The 17,165-nt window shown below is 63.1% G+C and carries 18 protein-coding genes; 5 read left to right on the top strand and 13 right to left on the bottom strand.

The features are described from left to right. Positions 1–55: 55 nt before the first annotated feature. The 5 genes from ACLBXN_RS21745 to ACLBXN_RS21725 all read right to left on the bottom strand — a co-directional run bounded on the left by ACLBXN_RS21745 (position 56) and on the right by ACLBXN_RS21725 (position 3,329). Positions 56–1,006 (bottom strand): AEC family transporter, encoded by a 951-nt coding sequence (locus ACLBXN_RS21745; RefSeq protein ID WP_447613536.1) that lies wholly within the window; start codon positions 1,004–1,006, stop codon positions 56–58. Between the two features lie 128 nt (positions 1,007–1,134). Beyond that, positions 1,135–1,494 carry a hypothetical protein gene (locus ACLBXN_RS21740; RefSeq protein WP_003059256.1) on the bottom strand — a complete coding sequence of 120 codons (360 nt, stop codon included), beginning with the start codon at positions 1,492–1,494 and terminating at the stop codon, positions 1,135–1,137. 85 nt (positions 1,495–1,579) lie between these two features. After that, the gene (locus ACLBXN_RS21735; protein ID WP_211459829.1) at positions 1,580–1,981 is read right to left on the bottom strand and encodes a roadblock/LC7 domain-containing protein; all 402 of its coding nucleotides are present in this window, start codon (positions 1,979–1,981) and stop codon (positions 1,580–1,582) included. Then, entirely contained in the window at positions 1,978–2,544 is a 567-nt protein-coding gene (locus ACLBXN_RS21730; RefSeq protein ID WP_447613535.1) for a GTP-binding protein, read from the bottom strand. The genes ACLBXN_RS21735 and ACLBXN_RS21730 overlap by 4 nt, the downstream gene beginning before the upstream one ends. Then, positions 2,541–3,329: a hypothetical protein gene (locus tag ACLBXN_RS21725; protein WP_447613534.1), complete on the bottom strand. Its 789-nt coding sequence runs from the start codon at positions 3,327–3,329 to the stop codon at positions 2,541–2,543. The genes ACLBXN_RS21730 and ACLBXN_RS21725 overlap by 4 nt, the downstream gene beginning before the upstream one ends. A 229-nt stretch (positions 3,330–3,558) precedes the next feature. Here ACLBXN_RS21725 and ACLBXN_RS21720 point away from each other — a divergent pair, with 229 nt between their 5' ends. The 3 genes from ACLBXN_RS21720 to ACLBXN_RS21710 all read left to right on the top strand — a co-directional run bounded on the left by ACLBXN_RS21720 (position 3,559) and on the right by ACLBXN_RS21710 (position 7,334). Then, positions 3,559–5,631, top strand: a complete 2,073-nt coding sequence (locus ACLBXN_RS21720) for an ATP-dependent helicase (RefSeq protein WP_043006512.1) — start codon at positions 3,559–3,561, stop codon at positions 5,629–5,631. Positions 5,632–5,745: 114 nt separating this feature from the next. Then, positions 5,746–6,069, top strand: a complete 324-nt coding sequence (locus ACLBXN_RS21715) for a hypothetical protein (RefSeq protein ID WP_407714913.1) — start codon at positions 5,746–5,748, stop codon at positions 6,067–6,069. 41 nt (positions 6,070–6,110) lie between these two features. Then, positions 6,111–7,334 (top strand): phospholipase A, encoded by a 1,224-nt coding sequence (locus tag ACLBXN_RS21710; RefSeq protein WP_447613533.1) that lies wholly within the window; start codon positions 6,111–6,113, stop codon positions 7,332–7,334. Between the two features lie 248 nt (positions 7,335–7,582). Here the strand turns inward: ACLBXN_RS21710 and ACLBXN_RS21705 are convergent, their stop codons facing one another. The 7 genes from ACLBXN_RS21705 to ACLBXN_RS21675 all read right to left on the bottom strand — a co-directional run bounded on the left by ACLBXN_RS21705 (position 7,583) and on the right by ACLBXN_RS21675 (position 15,448). Then, positions 7,583–7,975 (bottom strand): RidA family protein, encoded by a 393-nt coding sequence (locus ACLBXN_RS21705; RefSeq protein WP_167011014.1) that lies wholly within the window; start codon positions 7,973–7,975, stop codon positions 7,583–7,585. A 2-nt stretch (positions 7,976–7,977) separates the two neighbouring features. Continuing rightward, positions 7,978–8,439: an acyl-CoA thioesterase gene (locus tag ACLBXN_RS21700; protein ID WP_343679003.1), complete on the bottom strand. Its 462-nt coding sequence runs from the start codon at positions 8,437–8,439 to the stop codon at positions 7,978–7,980. A 76-nt stretch (positions 8,440–8,515) separates the two neighbouring features. After that, positions 8,516–10,132, bottom strand: coding sequence for a benzoate-CoA ligase family protein (locus ACLBXN_RS21695; protein ID WP_447613532.1), 1,617 nt, complete (start codon positions 10,130–10,132; stop codon positions 8,516–8,518). A gap of 54 nt (positions 10,133–10,186) precedes the next feature. Beyond that, positions 10,187–11,350, bottom strand: a complete 1,164-nt coding sequence (locus ACLBXN_RS21690; protein ID WP_447613531.1) for an acyl-CoA dehydrogenase family protein — start codon at positions 11,348–11,350, stop codon at positions 10,187–10,189. 1 nt (position 11,351) lies between these two features. Beyond that, the gene (locus tag ACLBXN_RS21685) at positions 11,352–12,206 is read right to left on the bottom strand and encodes an enoyl-CoA hydratase family protein (RefSeq protein ID WP_447613530.1); all 855 of its coding nucleotides are present in this window, start codon (positions 12,204–12,206) and stop codon (positions 11,352–11,354) included. Positions 12,207–12,228: 22 nt separating this feature from the next. Then, complete coding sequence (locus tag ACLBXN_RS21680; RefSeq protein ID WP_447613529.1) at positions 12,229–12,999, bottom strand: SDR family NAD(P)-dependent oxidoreductase; 771 nt, start codon at positions 12,997–12,999, stop codon at positions 12,229–12,231. Between the two features lie 124 nt (positions 13,000–13,123). Beyond that, entirely contained in the window at positions 13,124–15,448 is a 2,325-nt protein-coding gene (locus tag ACLBXN_RS21675; protein WP_447613528.1) for a bifunctional salicylyl-CoA 5-hydroxylase/oxidoreductase, read from the bottom strand. 140 nt (positions 15,449–15,588) lie between these two features. Here ACLBXN_RS21675 and ACLBXN_RS21670 point away from each other — a divergent pair, with 140 nt between their 5' ends. Together ACLBXN_RS21670 and ACLBXN_RS21665 are read left to right on the top strand one after the other, a co-directional pair. Continuing rightward, complete coding sequence (locus ACLBXN_RS21670; protein ID WP_043007922.1) at positions 15,589–16,104, top strand: MarR family winged helix-turn-helix transcriptional regulator; 516 nt, start codon at positions 15,589–15,591, stop codon at positions 16,102–16,104. A gap of 95 nt (positions 16,105–16,199) precedes the next feature. Beyond that, complete coding sequence (locus ACLBXN_RS21665) at positions 16,200–16,622, top strand: hypothetical protein (RefSeq protein ID WP_050785796.1); 423 nt, start codon at positions 16,200–16,202, stop codon at positions 16,620–16,622. A gap of 46 nt (positions 16,623–16,668) precedes the next feature. On the opposite strand, the gene ACLBXN_RS21660 is transcribed toward ACLBXN_RS21665, so the two are convergent. Next, positions 16,669–17,142 carry a universal stress protein gene (locus tag ACLBXN_RS21660; RefSeq protein ID WP_211459816.1) on the bottom strand — a complete coding sequence of 158 codons (474 nt, stop codon included), beginning with the start codon at positions 17,140–17,142 and terminating at the stop codon, positions 16,669–16,671. Between the last annotated feature and the right edge of the window lie 23 nt (positions 17,143–17,165).

Raw genomic sequence — 17,165 nt, 5'->3', positions numbered from 1 at the left:
CAGCCAAAACAGCGGCTTGTGCAGGTGGGACTTGCACAAGCCGCTATTGTTTTTGTTAGGTCATCAAGGCCACAGCAGCAGAGAAGGTCAGGAAAGCCAGACTGGTGGAGACCAGAATGATTCTGGCCACGCGACCGCTGTGGGCGCCGTAGCGCTCGGTCAGCAGCGACACATTGCTGGCGGACGGCAGGGCCGCCAGCAGCACCAGCACCACCAGGGTTTCGTGCTGGAGCGGCAAACCCATCGCGATCGCGGCCAGTCCGACGGCCCAGACCAGCAGCGGATGGACGACCAGCTTGGCCAGCGCAACCGGCACATAGTCCCGCGCTGCCACGCGTTCGTGGCTGTTCATCTGCGAGCGCGCCAGCACGGCACCTATGGTGAACAAGGCCACCGGCGAAGCCGCTGCGGCCAGCATGGCCACGGTCTTGTCCACCGGGCCGGGCAATACCCAGCCCATGGCCGACGCCAGACCGCCCAGCACAATCGCCCAGGGCATGGGATTGGACGCCATGCCCTTGAGCGAATTGCGCACCGCCAGCCAGATTCCCTGCCCTCCCGCCAGATCGAGCCGCGACAGCGCAATGCAGGCCGAGGTGGTGATGACCATGTCGATGGCCATGGTCACGATCACCGGCCCCGCGCTCTGCGCGCCCAGCAGCGCCGCCAGCATCGGAACGCCCATGAAGCCGGTGTTGGGAAACGCTGCCACCAGAGCGCCGAATGCGGCATCGTTCCAGCCCAGGCGCCTGCGTGTCAGCAGCACGGTCGCGCCCACCATCAGCACCGCACAGAGCAGATAGACCAGGGTGACGTTGATGTCGAGCAGCTGATGAATCGGTGTCTGCGCGCCAAAGCGGTACAGCATGCAGGGCAGCGCGAAGTACAGCACAAAGGCATTGAGGCCGGGGATCGCTGCCTGGGGCAGGATGCCGCGCCATGTGGCGGCAAAGCCGCAAGCCACCAGCGCAAAGAAGGGAAAGGTGATGAGTAGAACGGACAGCACCGGCAAATTGTGACAGCGCGCTGCGGCAGACCTCCCAGAGCCTTCGATGAATATTTTTCAGCGCCCCCCGGTGGACAAAACAAAGCCTGCGCAAGGCAGGCCGCTGTGACGGATGCAAGGACAGCGCGTCAGAGCTTGAGCTCCTTTTCCACATCGGCAGTCTTGCGGCGCGCCAGCGCCAGATTGGCGCGGGCCTTGTCCAGCACCAGATAGAAGAACACACCGTCGTTGGCGGCCACGGGACGGATGATGTGATATTGCTTGCCCAGAGTGATCAGGATGTCGTCGATCTGGTCGTTGAGATTGAGCATGCGCATGGTCTTGAGCTTGGCGCGCACCACCTCGGTGTTGCCGGCCGCAGCCAGCTCCATGTCCACGCCGCCGCCGACGCTGCCCATCAGCATGCCGCTGGCGCTGTCCACGAGAGCGCCACAGACGGCGCCGTCTGTGGTCATCAAAGCGTTCAGAGAATCCTGGATAGAGGCCATAAATCCACCTTTTTGAAAAGCAAGACAAGGAACCCGTGCGCAGTATGCGCACCCACTCGGACTCAGAACTCCAGTGAACCTGTGATCAGGAAGGCAGGTACCCTGTGGCAACCTCGCCGGCCGCCCAAAGCGCGCGACCCAGCAAGGCGTTCTGATCGACCACCAGACAGAGAACGGCCGGGAAAGCGCCATTCACCGCCTGGAAGACCACGGTGCCCGACTCCGTCTCGAAGGTCAGGCGCTTGCAATCCTTGTGACCGATTTCATTGGCCACGGCCCTGGCCATGGCCATCAGCGAGCCCGCCATGGCCGACAGCCGCTCGGTCGGCAACTCGCTGCGAATGCGCAGCGCGGCAATCTCGAAGCCGTCAGGGGTGCAGAGCAAGGCGATATGGACGCCGGCAACCGGGGCGACCACGCGTGCCAGAATTTCCTGGCCGGCCTGCACCGCATGGGCCGGAATCACGAGAGAGGTATGGGTATTCATAGGGTCTGACTTTGCAGGGACAGCAGTGAAGCCAGCACGCTCAGCGCATCCAGCATCTGCTGGCGATCACGCGGGTCGGCTTCAATCAGCGGGGTGATCTCATGGCCTCTGGCCACCAGGGCCGAGCTGAACGCCTCCAGCCTTGCTCCGCTGGCGCTGCGGCAGCTGAGAATGAGCATCAGGGGAGCCTGCTCCAGCTCCGCGATCCCCGTCAGCATCTCGCTGGCGTAATCCACCGCGCCCGCGTCGTTGACGTCCAGCATCAGCAGCGCCCCCACCGATGCCGAGAGCACCCAGCGACGCACGAAATCGAAACGATCCTGACCGGGACTGCCCACCAGCTGCAGTCGCTCGCCCGAGCCCAGATCGATCTCGCCAAACTCCGCCCCTACCGTGGTGAACTCCTTGCTGTGTGTCGCCCTGTCCAGGTTGCGCACATCGCTGCCTGCCATGAATTCCCCGCACAGGCTGCGCAGCGCCGTGGTCTTGCCTATGCCCATGGGCCCAAGCAGACTCACCCGCAGCAGGCCCTGGCCGGGCTGCATGGGCATGAAAGAGGTCATGTGCGTCCTCCACGGCTAATCCAGCCCGTCAGTTTGCTGACCCATTGAAGCGTCACCGAAGTGGCGGCCTGCCTCGGGGTGCTTGATTTGCGTGCGTCCGCAGGATGCTCGGGGCCGCGCGGACTGCAGTGCAGGACGGCCTGAAGCTGAGGCAGGGACAGCAGGGTCGATAGCTGCGGCATTTCGATGCCGGCGTGCTCGGCCAGCGATCTGGCATCGATGGGCCCGCGCGCGAGCAGCGCCAGCACGCGCATGTGCAGCGCATTGTTGGCGCTGCCAGGCAGGGCGACCCAGGACTTGATATGAAAGCGGTGCGAACAGTCGGCCCCCTGCTGCTGGAGCTCCTGCAGGGCACGCTGCAGCGACAGGGGTGCGTCGGTCCTGTGCCGGGCTCTCCAGTCCATGAGGAAAACCGCTGCGCGATCGAGCATGTCGATCAGGTCGGACAGCGTAAAGTCCGCATCAAGATGTGCGGCCCAGCCCTGGGAGGAGCGCCCCAGCGGCTGCATGGCCGGCTCGCCACCGAGATAGACCACGCAAGGGGCTCGCGCCTCTGACTTGGCCAGCAGGCTCTCCAGCCCTTCGATCACCAGCACTTCAGCCGCCTGGCGCGGAACCTGACGCCAGGCGGAAAGCGACTTGCGCGCGGCCACGGAGAACAGCGCTTCAAAGCGCTGCTGCACCGCAGGCGTCCAAAGTTCTGCGGCCAAGCTCACTTCACCGATGGTTCTCGCCATGCACAGCACCCTGACTGTTGAGGAAAAGACAATGAATCCCTCAACCATCGAAAATTCGCTGGCGTTGTCGGGATCAAGGCCGGACACGAGACAATCTTCACGCTACATAACTAACACCTTATTACAACAATTATTCAAGTAACAGCAGAGCGCATGTGTAGGTGAAACGCTCGCTGAGTCCCTGATTTTTGTCAGTTGTGAGCGCTGTCATCAGGGCTCTTCACGGTGAAGCGGTATGCTCCCAGTCCTTGTTTTTGATGATGGGTCACTCTGCTTCATGTCTGCTGGTCTCAACCTCGCTCAGCTCCAGGCCGTGCATTACACCGACGGTCCATGCCTTGTTCTGGCAGGTGCCGGGTCGGGCAAGACCCGGGTGATTACGCACAAGATAGGCCGCCTGATCGAAACCGGTCTGGCGCCACGCCGCATTGCCGCCATCACCTTTACCAACAAGGCCGCCGCCGAAATGCGCGAGCGCGCCGCAGGTCTGATCGGCCGCCAGGCCAAGGAGGTGCTGATCTGCACCTTCCACTCGCTGGGCGTGCGCATGGTGCGCGAGGACGGCCACATCCTCGGTCTCAAGCCGCAGTTCAGCATTCTGGACACCGACGACGTCACCGGCATCCTCAAGGACTGCGCGGGCGGCACCACCGATGTGGCGACGGCCCGCCAGTGGCAGTGGACCATCAGCGGCTGGAAGAACCAGGGCTGGGACAGCCGCAAGGCCCTGGCCATGGCGCAGGACGACAACGAGCGCAGCACCGCTCTCATCATGCAGCGCTATGAAGAGCGCCTGACCGCCTACCAGAGCGTGGACTTCGACGACCTGATCGGCATGCCCATGCGCCTGCTGCGCGGCCACCCCGAGGTGCGTGAGAAATGGCAACGCCTGCTGGGCCATGTGCTGGTGGACGAGTACCAGGACACCAATGCCACGCAGTACGAGCTGCTGAAATTCCTGGTGGGCGAGCGCGCCCACTTCACGGCGGTGGGCGACGACGATCAGTCGATCTACGGCTGGCGCGGCGCCACGCTGGACAACCTCAGGAAGCTGCCCGTGGACTTTCCGCAGCTCAAGGTCATCAAGCTGGAGCAGAACTACCGCTCCACCAGCGCCATCTTGCGCGCCGCCAACAATGTGATCGGCCCCAACCCCAAGCTGTTTCCCAAGACACTGTTTTCGGAACTCGGCGAGGGCGAACCCGTGCGCATCGTCGACTGCGACACCGAAGAGCACGAGGCCGAGCGTGCCGTGGCCCGCATTCAGAGCCTGCGCGCCAATATGAACCCACAGCCCGCGTGGAAGGACTTCGCCATCCTCTACCGCGCCAACCACCAGGCCAAGCCCTTCGAGAAGGCGCTGCGCAAGGCCAACATCCCCTACAAGGTTTCGGGCGGCACCAGCTTTTTCGACCGCGCCGAGATCAAGGACCTGTGCGCCTGGTTCCGCCTCTGGATCAACAACGACGACGACCCGGCCTTTCTGCGCTCCATAGGCACGCCCAAGCGCGGCATCGGTCACACCACGCTGGGCAAGCTCGGGGAGTTCTCCGCTGCGCACAAGCTCAGCATGTTCGGCTCGCTGTTCAATGCCATGCTGGAGGAGGCGCTGCCGCGCAAGGCCTTTGAAAGCCTGCTGGAATTCGGCCGCTATATCAACGACCTGGAATACCGCGCCCGCCACACCCTGGGCTTTGAAGCCTCGCGCAGCTTTCTGATCGACTGGCTCAAGGAAATTGGCTACGAACAGTATCTGTATGACAGCGAAGACAGCGAGTCTGTCGCCGCCGCGCGCTGGAGCAATGTGCTGGAGTTCTGCGACTGGATGGCCCAGCGCGCCGGCGGCCAGATCGAGGATGCCGCAGGCGCCGGTACCCAGACCGAGGTCAAGAGCCTGCTGGAGGTCTCGCAAAACATTGCCCTGCTGTCCACCATCAGCGAGCGCGAGAAGGAGCAGGACATGGTCGTGCTCTCCACCCTCCATGCCTCCAAGGGCCTGGAATGGCCCCATGTCATGCAGGTCGGCGTCACCGAGGGCATGCTGCCGTTCAAGCTGGATGACGACGACGGCAAGCAGCAAAAGGTCAGCGATGAGACGGCAGCGCGGCTGCAGGAAGAACGCCGCCTGATGTATGTGGGCATCACCCGCGCCCAGCGCACGCTGGCCGTGAGCTGGACCAAGCGCCGCAAAAAAGGCCGCGAAATGGTGGCCTGCCAGCCCAGCCGTTTCATCAAGGAGATGGGCCTCGATGCGGCCACGGCCAGGGAAGACCCGCGCGAGAAGCTGCGCAAGCTGCGCGAGGAATTTGCCGCGCGCAAGAACCAGGCGGCGCCGGGCGCCGCCAACTGAAGACCCGAGATGACTTTGAGAACTCTGATTTTCATAGCTGCCAGCGCTTTTTCCCTTAGCGCTTGCGCCCAGTTTGATTCCAAATCTGCCAGCACTTGCCCGCAAGACTGGCAGATGAGCGACAAGCAGTTGCAAGGTGAATGGACAGGCTCCGTCACCGGCAGCGAAGAAACCGCCCGCATGGTGCTGGGCCCGCATCCCGAGTGGGCAGGCAACGTCAAGGGCAGCATCAGCCGCCCGGGCGGCAGCCACCCCATGGTCGGCGATGTGAACGATGGCACGGTCACGCTCGAAGAAAGCGCTGACGGCTCACGCATCACCGGCACCTGGCTGGGTGAAGTGGTCGACGGCAGCTGCGGAACAGAAATTCACGGCAGTTACCAGGAGGGAGAAAATGATCCACCCCGCGCGTTCATCATGCGCAAGGTCCAACCCTGAGCAGGGCTGGGCCTTGTCCCGCCTGTGCATTGATTGATCCCATGAGTATTCGCTTCTTCACCCCGCCCCCCCTGACCCTGAGCATAGGCTTGACACTGGTCGGCGGCCTGAACCCAACCACCGCCAGCAGCGCGGAACTGCCGCCCCCCGAAAGCTGGCAGCAATGTGCTGCCACCACCAGCAACAACGACCGACTGGCCTGCTTTGATGCCTGGGCACACAAGCAAGGCCCGGCGGTTGCGCCCCAGGCCACCGGTTGGAATGCACCTGCAGCCAGCGCACAAGCTGCGCCGGCTCTCACTGCCGCTACCGCCTCGGCGAACGATGTCGCGCCCGCCAGTGCGGCCGGGGCGACTGCGGCGACTGTCGCCAGCGCCGACAGCGGCCTGGGTCTCTCGCCCAACAACGGCGGCTGCCGCGATCCACGCTACACCGAGGTGTCGCGCTACTTCGAGCTGGAGCCCGGCACGGACTGCGGCACCTTCAACTTCCGCGGCTACCGTCCCATGTCGGTCTCCGTGGTCGTGGGTGACGAGGTCAATCAGCAGCCCTATTCGCCCAGCCGCGGCCTGGCGACCGAGCAGCCCTACCAGAAGCACGAGATGCGCCTGCAGCTCTCGGCCCGCACCAAGATTGCCTCCGGCCTGCTGACTGGCCCCACCTCGAAGGGCAAGGATTCGCTGTGGTTCGGCTATACCCAGCAGTCCTACTGGCAGCTGTTCAACGGCGATATCTCGCGGCCCTTCCGCACCACCGACCACGAGCCCGAGGTCTTCTACGTCTACCCGACGGACGCCCAGCTGCCGCTAGGCTGGCGCTGGCGCTACTCGGGCATTGGCATCGCGCACCAGTCCAACGGTCAGAGCAATCCGCTGTCGCGCAGCTGGAACCGCTGGTATCTGATGACCGGCGCCGAGCTTGGCAACCGCTGGCAGCTGCATCTGAAGGCCTGGCAGCGCATGAAGGAGAGCGCGCTCGAGGACGACAACCCCCACATCCAGGACTACATCGGCCGCGGTGAAGTCAAGCTGGGCTGGAACGTCAACGACCAGAACTACCTGGGCCTGACCGCTCGCGGCTCGCTGGGCCAGGGCAAGGGCTCCGGACGCATCGAATGGCTGCGCACCCTGGGCGAAGGCTGGAACGGCGGCAAGAGCAATCTGCGCCTGCATGTACAGCTGTTCAGCGGCTATGGCGACAGTCTGGTCGACTACAACAACAAGCGCACGGTGCTCAGCGTGGGCCTGAGCCTGCTGGACTTCTAAGCGCTGCCCGAGGCGCTGCGCCCGGGCGGACCCGCGCCCTCCCCAGAGGCGAGAGGCAACGGGGCAGCCCGGGCTCGCTGCCTTCGGCTAAGGGCTTGGGGCTCGGGGAGTACCGCTTCTACAGATGGCGTCCGTCAGTTGCGGCTTAATCATATTTCATAGCATATAGCGCTCTCCCCTCATCGATTTCAAGCTTAAATAGCATTGAAATTCAATAGATACAAGCGCTAGAAGCTATCAAATCAGAGTCACTCGGGCACCACGGCCGTCACTTCGATCTCCACCTTGGCCCGGTCCTCGATCAGGGCCGCCACCTGCACGGCCGTCATGGCCACGCTGAATGAGCCAATCAGCTCGCGATAGGCCTTGCCGATCTCGGCCTGCTGCGCCAGATATTCCTTCTTGTCGGTGATGTACCAGGTCATGCGCACGATGTGTTCAGGCCTGGCTCCACCGGCCTGCAGCACCTCGACGATATTGTGCAGAGCCTGTCTGGCCTGCGCCGCGAGATCGTCGGTATGAAACCGGCCCTCGGCGTCCCAGCCAATCATGCCGGCCACATAGATCTGGCGGCCACTCACGGACACTCCATTCGCATATCCCTTGGGCCGGGGCCAGCCCGGCGGCAGCAGTACTTGCATGTTCAACTCCTGTTTTCTGTTGGATTGGATGAACTCAGCCAGCGTTCGATGGCGCGGCGAATTGCGGGTGGCGCGCTGATCGCCTGATGGGTTTGAAGACTGGTGAAGACCAGCACTTTCTGCGCCGTCACGCGCAGCTGTCCCTCCGGGCCTGTGCAGTCCACATCGAGTGTCAGCGAACGATTGCCCAGCTTGGCAACCGACAGGCCCAGCGCCACGGTTTCCCCCATGCGGGTGATGGCGCGAAAATCGCATTCCAGGTGCACGATGGGCAGACCCACCCTGTCCTTTTGCAGCATGTCCGCATAGCTCAGGCCCAGCGCGTTGTTGAACCAGTCTTCCACCAGTCCGTTGAACAGCACCAGATACTGCGGAAAGAAGATGATGCCCGCCGGGTCGCAGTGCGCAAAGCGAATCGGCACCTGCGTCACAAAGCGTTCTGAAGCCATTGCTACTTCACTCATAGCCAGACTGTTCTTTCCATAAAATTTGCGCGCAACACCTGCCCATCAGGCGCAGGCCGCTTGAAAAACATGGCCATCAGGTTTCGTGCAGGCGAAAGCGTTGCAACTTGCCTGTGGCCGTGCGCGGCAGCTGATCGACGAACTGCACGGCCCGTGGGTATTTGTAGGGCGCGACCTGACTCTTCACAAAGTCCTGCAGCTCCATGACCAGGGCATCGCTGGCCGTATGGCCGGCACGCAGCACCACAAAGGCCTTGACGATCTGGCCGCGCTCGCTGTCGGCCACGCCGATCACCGCACATTCGGCCACGGCCGCGTGCAGCAGCAAGGCCTCCTCGACTTCGGGAGAGGCAATGTTGTAGCCGGACGAGATGATCATGTCGTCGGTACGCGCCTGATAGACAAAATAGCCGTCGCCATCCATCAGATAGGCATCGCCCGTCAGATTCCAGCCCTGGCTCACATATTTGGTCTGACGACTGTCGTTGAGATAGCGGCACCCCGTGGGGCCTTGCACGGCCAGCTTGCCCACGGTGCCGGGCGGTACCTCGAGCCCCGCATCATCCACCACCTTGGCCCGATAGCCGGGCACGGCCTTGCCGGTGGCACCAGGGCGCGCATCCTCTTCGCGGTGCGAGATGAAGATGTGCAGCATCTCGGTGGAGCCGATGCCGTCGATGATTTCGATGCCGGTCGCATCCTTCCACAGCGCCCGCGTGGAGGCAGTCAATGCCTCGCCCGCCGACACGCATTTGCGCAGCCGGGTGCGACGAATGCGTTCGCCCTGCTGGGCCATCACGCGATAGGAGGTAGGGGCCGTGAACACCACGGTGGCGCCAAATTTCTCGATGCCGTCCACCAGTTGCGCGGGGCCGGCCTTCTCCAGCAAGGCCATGCTGGCCGCTATGGACATGGGGAACAACACCTGTCCGCCCAGCCCGAAAGTGAAGGCCAGCGGCGGGCTGCCGATGAACACATCGTCGGCATTGGCGCGCAGCATATGCACAGGCCAGCAGGCGCAGACTGCCATCACGTCGCGATGGAAATGCATGGTGGCCTTGGGCACGCCCGTGGTGCCCGAGGTGAAGCCCAGCAAGCAGGTGTCCGTGGCGGCAGTATCCACGGCCGTGAAGCTGGCAGACGCAGCCTGCATCAGCGGCTCCAGCGCATCCGCAGCAGCGCCTTGGCCGTTGAAGAACAGAACCTTCTGCAGCCGGGCGGATTTTCCTTGGGCGCCCTGCACCTCGCTGCGCAAGGCCTCGTCGCACAGCGCATGGCCGATCTGCGCAATGTCGACAATCGCGGACAGCTCCTTGGCTCGCAGCAGCGGCATGGCAGCCACCGCGATCCCGCCGGCCTTGATGACGCCAAACCAGCAGGCCACCATCATCGGATTGTTGGGCGCGCACAGCAGCACGCGGTTGCCGGGCACCAGGCCAAGCTGCCCGGTCAGCACGTTGGCAATGCGGTTGGCTTGCGCCTGCAGCTCGGCATAGGTCCAGCGCACTCCCTCGGCCTGAATACACAGGCGATCGCCCCGACCTTGCGCCACATGTCTGTCGAGCAGCTCCACGGCACAGTTCAGGCGCTCCGGGAACTGCAGCTCGGGCAGCTCGAAACGGAACTCGGGCTGCAGCTCGGCGGGCGGCAGATTGTCAGCGGCAAAGGTATCGATATGCGCGGTGTACGACATGACTCACACTCCTTTTGGCCAAAACAGGCGGATGTTCTTTATTCGTGAGCGCTTTCAGCCATGGTTCTTGATGAGGTCGCGCCCGATGATGAGCTGCTGCACCTCGGTCGCGCCTTCGTAGATGCGCAGGGCCCGAATCTCCCGGTACAGCCGCTCCACGGGCTGCTCGCTGACCACGCCCAGACCGCCCCAGATCTGCACGGCCGCATCGATCACCTGCTGGGCGTTTTCCGTCGCCGTCATCTTGGCCATGGCAGCTTCGCGTGTCACGCTCTCGCCCTGGTCGCGCAGCCAGGCCGCACGGTAGGTCAGCAGCGCTGCGCTGTCGATCTGCGTGGCCATCTGCGCCAGCTTGGCCTGGGTGAGCTGGAAGTCGGCCAGCACACCGCCGAACATCTTGCGGCTGGTGGCACGCTGCAAGGCCTCATCCATGGCACGACGCGCAAAGCCCAGCGATGCCGCAGCCACCGAGGTGCGGAACACATCGAGCGTGCGCATGGCCACCTTGAAGCCCTCACCGGCCTCGCCCACGCGCTGCGCTGCGGACACGCGGCAGTTGGAGAACTTCAAACGCGCCAGCGGGTGCGGTGCGATGACGTCGATGCGCTCGGCCACTTCGAAGCCCGGTGAGTCGGCATCCACAATCAGCGCCGACAGGCCACGCGACCCCGGAGCCTCGCCGGTGCGCACAAAAACGACATAGAAGTCGGCAATGCCGCCGTTGGAGATCCAGGTCTTCTCGCCGTTGATCACATAGTGATCACCTTCGAGTCTGGCCTCGCAGGCCATGGCAGCCACGTCCGAGCCGGCATCGGGCTCGGACAGTGCAAAGGCCGAGATCGCCTCGCCCCTGGCCACCCGGCTCAGGTAGCGCTTTTTCTGCTCTTCACTACCCGCCAGAGAGATCGCCCCCGAACCCAGGCCCTGCATGGCAAACGCAAAGTCGGCCAGACCGCTGTGACGCGCCAGCGTCTCCCGGATCAGGCAGATGGCTCTGGTGTCGATCTGCTCTCCTGCGCCGCCATGGATCTCACCCGCAACCGCATGCCGCAGCCAGCCGGCTTCGCCCAGGGCCTTGACCAGTTGCCGGCATTCGGCATCCACATCGGGGCCATGGGAATGCGCAATGTTCTGCCTGGCCCAGGCATCCATCGACTGGGCCAGACGAGCATGATGGGCTTCAAAAAAAGGCCACTTCAGATAGCTGGTGTCTGCCATATCAGTTTCCTTGAAAGACTGGCTTTTGCTTGGCCACGAACGCGTGATAGGCACGCGAGAAATCCTCGGTCAGCATGCACAGGGCCTGGGCCTGGGCTTCGGCTTCGATGGCCTGCTCTATGGTCATGGCCCATTCCTGGTGCAGCATGGTCTTGGTAATGCCGTTGGCAAAGCTGGGACCGGCAGCCAGGTCGGCGGCCAGCTTCTGCGCCTCGGCCAGCACGCTCTCAGATTCGCACAGACGGTTGAAGAAGCCCCAGCGCTCGCCCTCCTCGCCACCCAGGCTGCGTCCCGTATAGAGCAGCTCGCTCGCACGCCCCTGACCAATGATGCGCGGCAGCATGGCGCAGGCCCCCATGTCGCAGCCCGCCAGCCCCACGCGGTTGAACAGGAATGCGGTCTTGCTGCGCGCAGTGCCCAGGCGCATGTCCGAGGCCATGGCCATGATGGCCCCAGCCCCCGCACATACGCCATCGATTGCCGCAATGATGGGCTGGGGGCAGGCACGCATGGTCTTGACCAGCTCGCCCGTCATGCGGGTGAACATCAAAAGCTCGGGGGCCTTGAGCGCGACCAGCGGACCGATGATTTCATGCACATCGCCACCCGAGCAGAAGTTGCCGCCGGCGCCGACCAGCACCACTGCCTTCACATCCTGCGCCCACTTGAGCTGATGAAACAGGTCGCGCAGCTCGGCATAGGAATCAAACGTCAGCGGATTCTTGCGCTCCGGGCGATTGAGGGTGATGGTGGCCACACCATCTGCCACCTGCCACAGGAAATGCGTGGCCTGATAGCCGGCCAGCGGCTTGTGGTTGCCAGCTTGCAGCGCTGGATCGATTGCGTATTCGCTCATGTCTGTCTCCATAAACTCCGGGTCACATGACTTCGCCACCGGCGACGGCGATGGCTTGCCCGGTAATGCTTGATGCGCCGCGCCCACACAGCCACTGGACGGCGTCCGCCACCTCCTGCGGCTGCACCAGACGGCCTTGGGGGTTGGATTTGACGAACTCGGCCATGGCCTGCTGCGGTGTGCGGCCGGTCTTGGCCACCACGCGGTCTATGCTGGTTTTGACAATCTCGGTTTCGGTATAACCAGGGCAGACGGCGTTGACGGTGATCCCGGTTCTGGCGTACTCCAGCGCCAGGGCGCGTGTCAGGCCCACCACGCCATGCTTGGCAGCCACATAGGCCGCGACATAGGCATAGCCCACCAGGCCGGCCGTGCTGGCCACATTGACAATGCGCCCCCAGCCCGAAGCGGACATGGCCGGCAGCACCTGCTGAATGCAGTGCATGGTACCGGTCAGGTTGACCGCCAGCATCTGCTGCCAGTGCCCGGCATCCATCTTCATGAAGGGCGCGCTGCTGGCCTGGCCGGCGTTGTTGACCAGAATGCTGATTTCACCATGCGCGGCCGCCGCCTGCGCAAACGCCGCCGCCACCTGTTCTTCGTCGGCCACATCGGCCAGTACCATCTGGCAGTGACCAGGGTGCTGCTCCACCAGCTTTTGCAGCGGCTCGGCGCGACGCCCAAGCACCGTGACGCGAGCGCCCTGAGCCAGCAGCCGACGCGCAATCGCCTCGCCAATGCCCTGGCCCGCGCCCGTCACCAGCGCATGTTGATCGTTCATATCGCCTGTCATTGAATTCTCCAGGCCAGCGGCCCATCAAACGGATGCATTCCAGCCCTCACCTGCCGGGCCGGGAACGCCCCGCATCCGCTGTCCTCAGGCTTAGGTGAAGGCACGCAGCGAAGACTCAGGGGTTTCATTTGGCCGATGCCTGCTGCGCTTTCTCGCGCTCGAACAAGGCTTCCATCTGGCGCTTGCCCTGGAAGTATTGTTTGGGCCAGACGATGGGCGTGTAGCCAATCTTGGCGGCTTCGGTCAGCGTCCAGGCCGGGTTGGCCAGATGCGGTCTGGCAATCGCGCACAGATCGGCACGTCCTGCGGCAATGATGCTGTTGGCATGGTCGGCCTCGCTGATCGCGCCCACGGCCATGGTCGCAATGCCGGCCTCCTGGCGAATGCGGTCGGCAAACGGGGTCTGAAACATGCGCCCGAACACCGGCTTTTCTGCCTTGCTGACCTGACCCGAGGAGCAGTCGATCAGGTCCGCACCCGCGGCCTTGAACGCCTTGGCGATCTCCACCGCGTCTTCGGGGGTGATGCCGCCGGGCACCCAGTCATGGGCCGAGATGCGCACGGACATAGGCCGGTCCTGAGGCCAGACGGCGCGCATGGCCTTGAAGACTTCCAACGGATAGCGCAAGCGGTTTTCCAGACTGCCGCCATATTCATCGCTGCGGTGATTGGTCAGCGGCGAGATAAAGCCCGACAGCAGATAGCCGTGGGCGCAATGCAGCTCCAGCCAGTCCACGCCGATGTCGGCCGCCATCTGCGCAGCATGGACAAACTGCTGCAGCACCTCATCCATATCGGCGCGTGTCATGGCCTTGGAGATCTGGCTCACTCCCTGCAGATATTGCTGCTCCGACGCGGCCATGATCGGCCAGTTGGCCTGCTCCAGTGGCAGATCCGTACCTTCCCAGGCCAGCCGCGTCGAGGCCTTGGCGCCCGCATGGCCGATCTGCATGGCGAACTTGGCATCGGTATTGGCATGAATCCAGTCCGCAATGCGCTTCCAGGCCTGCTTCTGCTGCGCCGAGTAAGTCCCGGGGCAGCCCGGCGTGATGCGCCCCTCGGGGCTGACACAGGCCATCTCGGCAAACACCAGCCCCGCCCCGCCCATGGCGCGCGCGCCCAGATGCATGAGGTGATAGTCTCCGGGCACGCCGTCCACGGCCGAGTACTGGGCCATGGGCGACACCACGATGCGGTTCTTGAGCGTGAGCCCGCGCAGCCTGTAGGGCAGGAACATGGGTGGCGGCGCCTTGCCATCCGTGGTCACGCCATTTCTTTCGGCCAGCCAGCGCTCATAGCCGTCCAGCCAGGCGGCATCGCGCAGGCGCAGATTCTCGTGACTGATGCGCTGGCTGCGCGTCAGCATGGAGTACATGAACTGCTCGGGCTCGAGCTGATCGCAGTAACGCTGGCCGCAGACCTCGAACCACTCCATCGCATTCCAGGCTGCGTTCTGCAGGCGCAGCGTCTCCACACGACGCGCCTCCTGGTAGGCGGTCAACACCTCGGGAATATGCTCGACCGCATCGCCGATCTGCTTGAACTGGCGCGCCAGCTCGATGGCATCTTCAATCGCCAGTTTGGTCCCCGAGCCGATCGCGAAATGCGCCGTATGCACGGCATCGCCCATCAGCACCACATGGCTGCCCCTGGCATTGCGCAACCACCATTGGTCGCAGACCACGCGCTGAAAATTGATCCAGGCCGAACCGCGCAGATGGCGGGCATTGGTCATCAGCTTCTCGCCCTGCAGATTGTCTGCAAACAGCTTTTCGCAGAAGGCGATGGACTGCTCCTGGTCGGCGCCATCGAGGCCGCTGGCCTTCCAGCATTCCTCCGTGGTCTCGACGATGAAAGTCGAGGTCTTGTCGTCGAACTTGTAGATATGCGCCTGGAACCAGCCATGCTCGGTGCGCACGAAATCAAAGGTGAAGGCCTCGTAGACCTTGTTCGTGCCCAGCCAGATGTAGCGATTGGGACGGGTGACGATATCGGGTTTGAAAGTGTTCTCGTACTTGCTGCGGATGCGAGAGTTCACGCCATCGCAGGCAATGATGAGGTCGGCATCCGGATACTCCTCGTCGCTCTGCACATCGGTCTCGAACACCAGGTTGACACCCAGTTGCTCGCAGCGCGCCTGCAGAATGTTGAGCAGGTGCTTGCGGCCAATCCCCACAAAGCCATGGCCGCCGGAGCGAATCCTGCGCCCCTTGAACAGCAGTTCGATATCGTCCCAATGGTTGAAGGCCTGCTCGATCTGCGTCGCCGTCACCGGGTCCCAGACGCGCATATTGTCCATGGTGGCATCGGAGAACACCACGCCCCAGCCGAAGGTGTCATAGGGCAGGTTGCGCTCCACCACCGTCACCTCGTGCGCAGAGTTCATCTGCTTCATCAGCAGCGCGAAATACAGGCCGGCGGGGCCGCCACCTATGCAGACGATCTTCATGACAGCAATCCCTTCCTGGCGCGTCGAGAAATGGCGCACTGAAAATTACTTTATGTCTAAATTATTAACGCATGAACTTTTCACTAAAATCAGGCCAAACCCTGAAGCCAAGCTCAGGCGCTTGAAACACTATGTAGACCATGGACAAACACCATCTGGACTCTTCCATCGATATGCCGGACACCCCTGGCCGCGAGGCCGGTCTGTCTGACTCCGACCATCAGGCCGTTCGCCTGTGGCTGCGCCTGCTAACCTGCAGCACGCAAATCGAGCAGGTCATACGCAGCCAGCTGCGCACGGAATTCAGTACCACCCTGCCTCGCTTCGACTATCTGGCCCAGCTCAGCCGCTTTCCGAAGGGGCTGCGCATGAAGACCTTGTCGGAATATCTGATGGTGACCGGAGGCAATGTGACGGGGCTGACCGATCAGCTGGTCGCCGAAGGTTGGGTGGAGCGCGTGGCCGACGAAGAAGATCGACGCGCCATGATCGTTCGGCTGACGCGCATGGGCAGAAAGCAGTTCAAGGCCATGGCCACCGCCCATGAGCAGTGGCTGCAGCAGTTGCTGGCACCGCTGGACAGCGAAAGCGCCAGCGATCTTTACGAACAGCTGGGCAAGCTCAGACAGGTACTGAGCTTGTCAGAAGGTGCCTGAGCCCGAAAAACCACCGCTTAGTGACAATTTCATGGAGAATGCCCTGCACGCAGTCCTGCGTGACACAGGCTTTGGGGGCATGGTTCATGGATTTAATGCATCTGCGATATCGGCTCAGGTCCGGGTATTACTACCTCTACGACATGCGTGATGCGCTCAATGCCATCACGGGAGAGCGCCCCTATCGCCTCAAGACCGAGCTGGTCGCCATCGCGTTCGATCGCATCACCGGCCGCGTGCATCAGCATGGTCACCCCACTCGCATCCACTCCTGGGCCATGGGTGCGCAGCGCCGGCTGCGCATGGCAGGAGACTGGGAGGGCGCAGACCGGCTGATCGTGGTCTCCGGCCCCTTGCCGGAAGAGGAAATCAACAAATGCCTGAGCGTTCAGGGCTATTGCCGCTGGATGCTGATGCGTCTGGCCAGCATGCCGCATGGCAAGTTTTCCGCCCACCGCGCAGGCAGCCGCAGCAGTTGGCAAAGGCGCGAATCCGGCCAGCAGCGCCGCGCGGCCTGACTTCACCCCCAAGCATCCCTGCTGCGTATTGCGCAGGGTCATCCCGTCAGGCGTCCGCTTCCTCGTCGGAACCTTCATCCAGCTCCGCGACCTCCGGCATCTTCACGATCGTCACCGGCAGACGGCTGTGCCTGGCCACCTCGCGTGAAACCGAGCCGATCAGAATGCTGCCCAGTCCGCTCTGACCCGTGGCGCCAATGATGATCTGATCGCATTCATTGCTCTCGGCAATATCGATCAAGGTGTTCGCCTCTTCACCCAGGCTGATCTCCACCTCATAAGAGGCTCCGGCTTCCTTGAGCAGATCCTGCGCCGGTGCCACCAGATCCATGCCGGCTTCGATGCTGGCGTTGGCGATCAGATCGGAATCTGTGGTTGCCAGCTCGAGCAGCGATGCCTCCTTCTGCACATGAGCTATCACAAAGTGAGCATCCAGTCCGCTCTGCAAAAGCTTGATGCCGTGGCGTACGGCCTCAAGCGCGACATCCGATCCATCCACCGCAAGCATGATCTTGAGCATGGCAACCTCCTGTTCGTCTTGTG

It is taken from the genome of Comamonas sp. C24C (genome assembly GCF_053345995.1).
The sequence above is the reverse complement of the archived record's forward strand: the minus strand, read 5'-3'. Positions and strand labels throughout refer to the sequence as shown.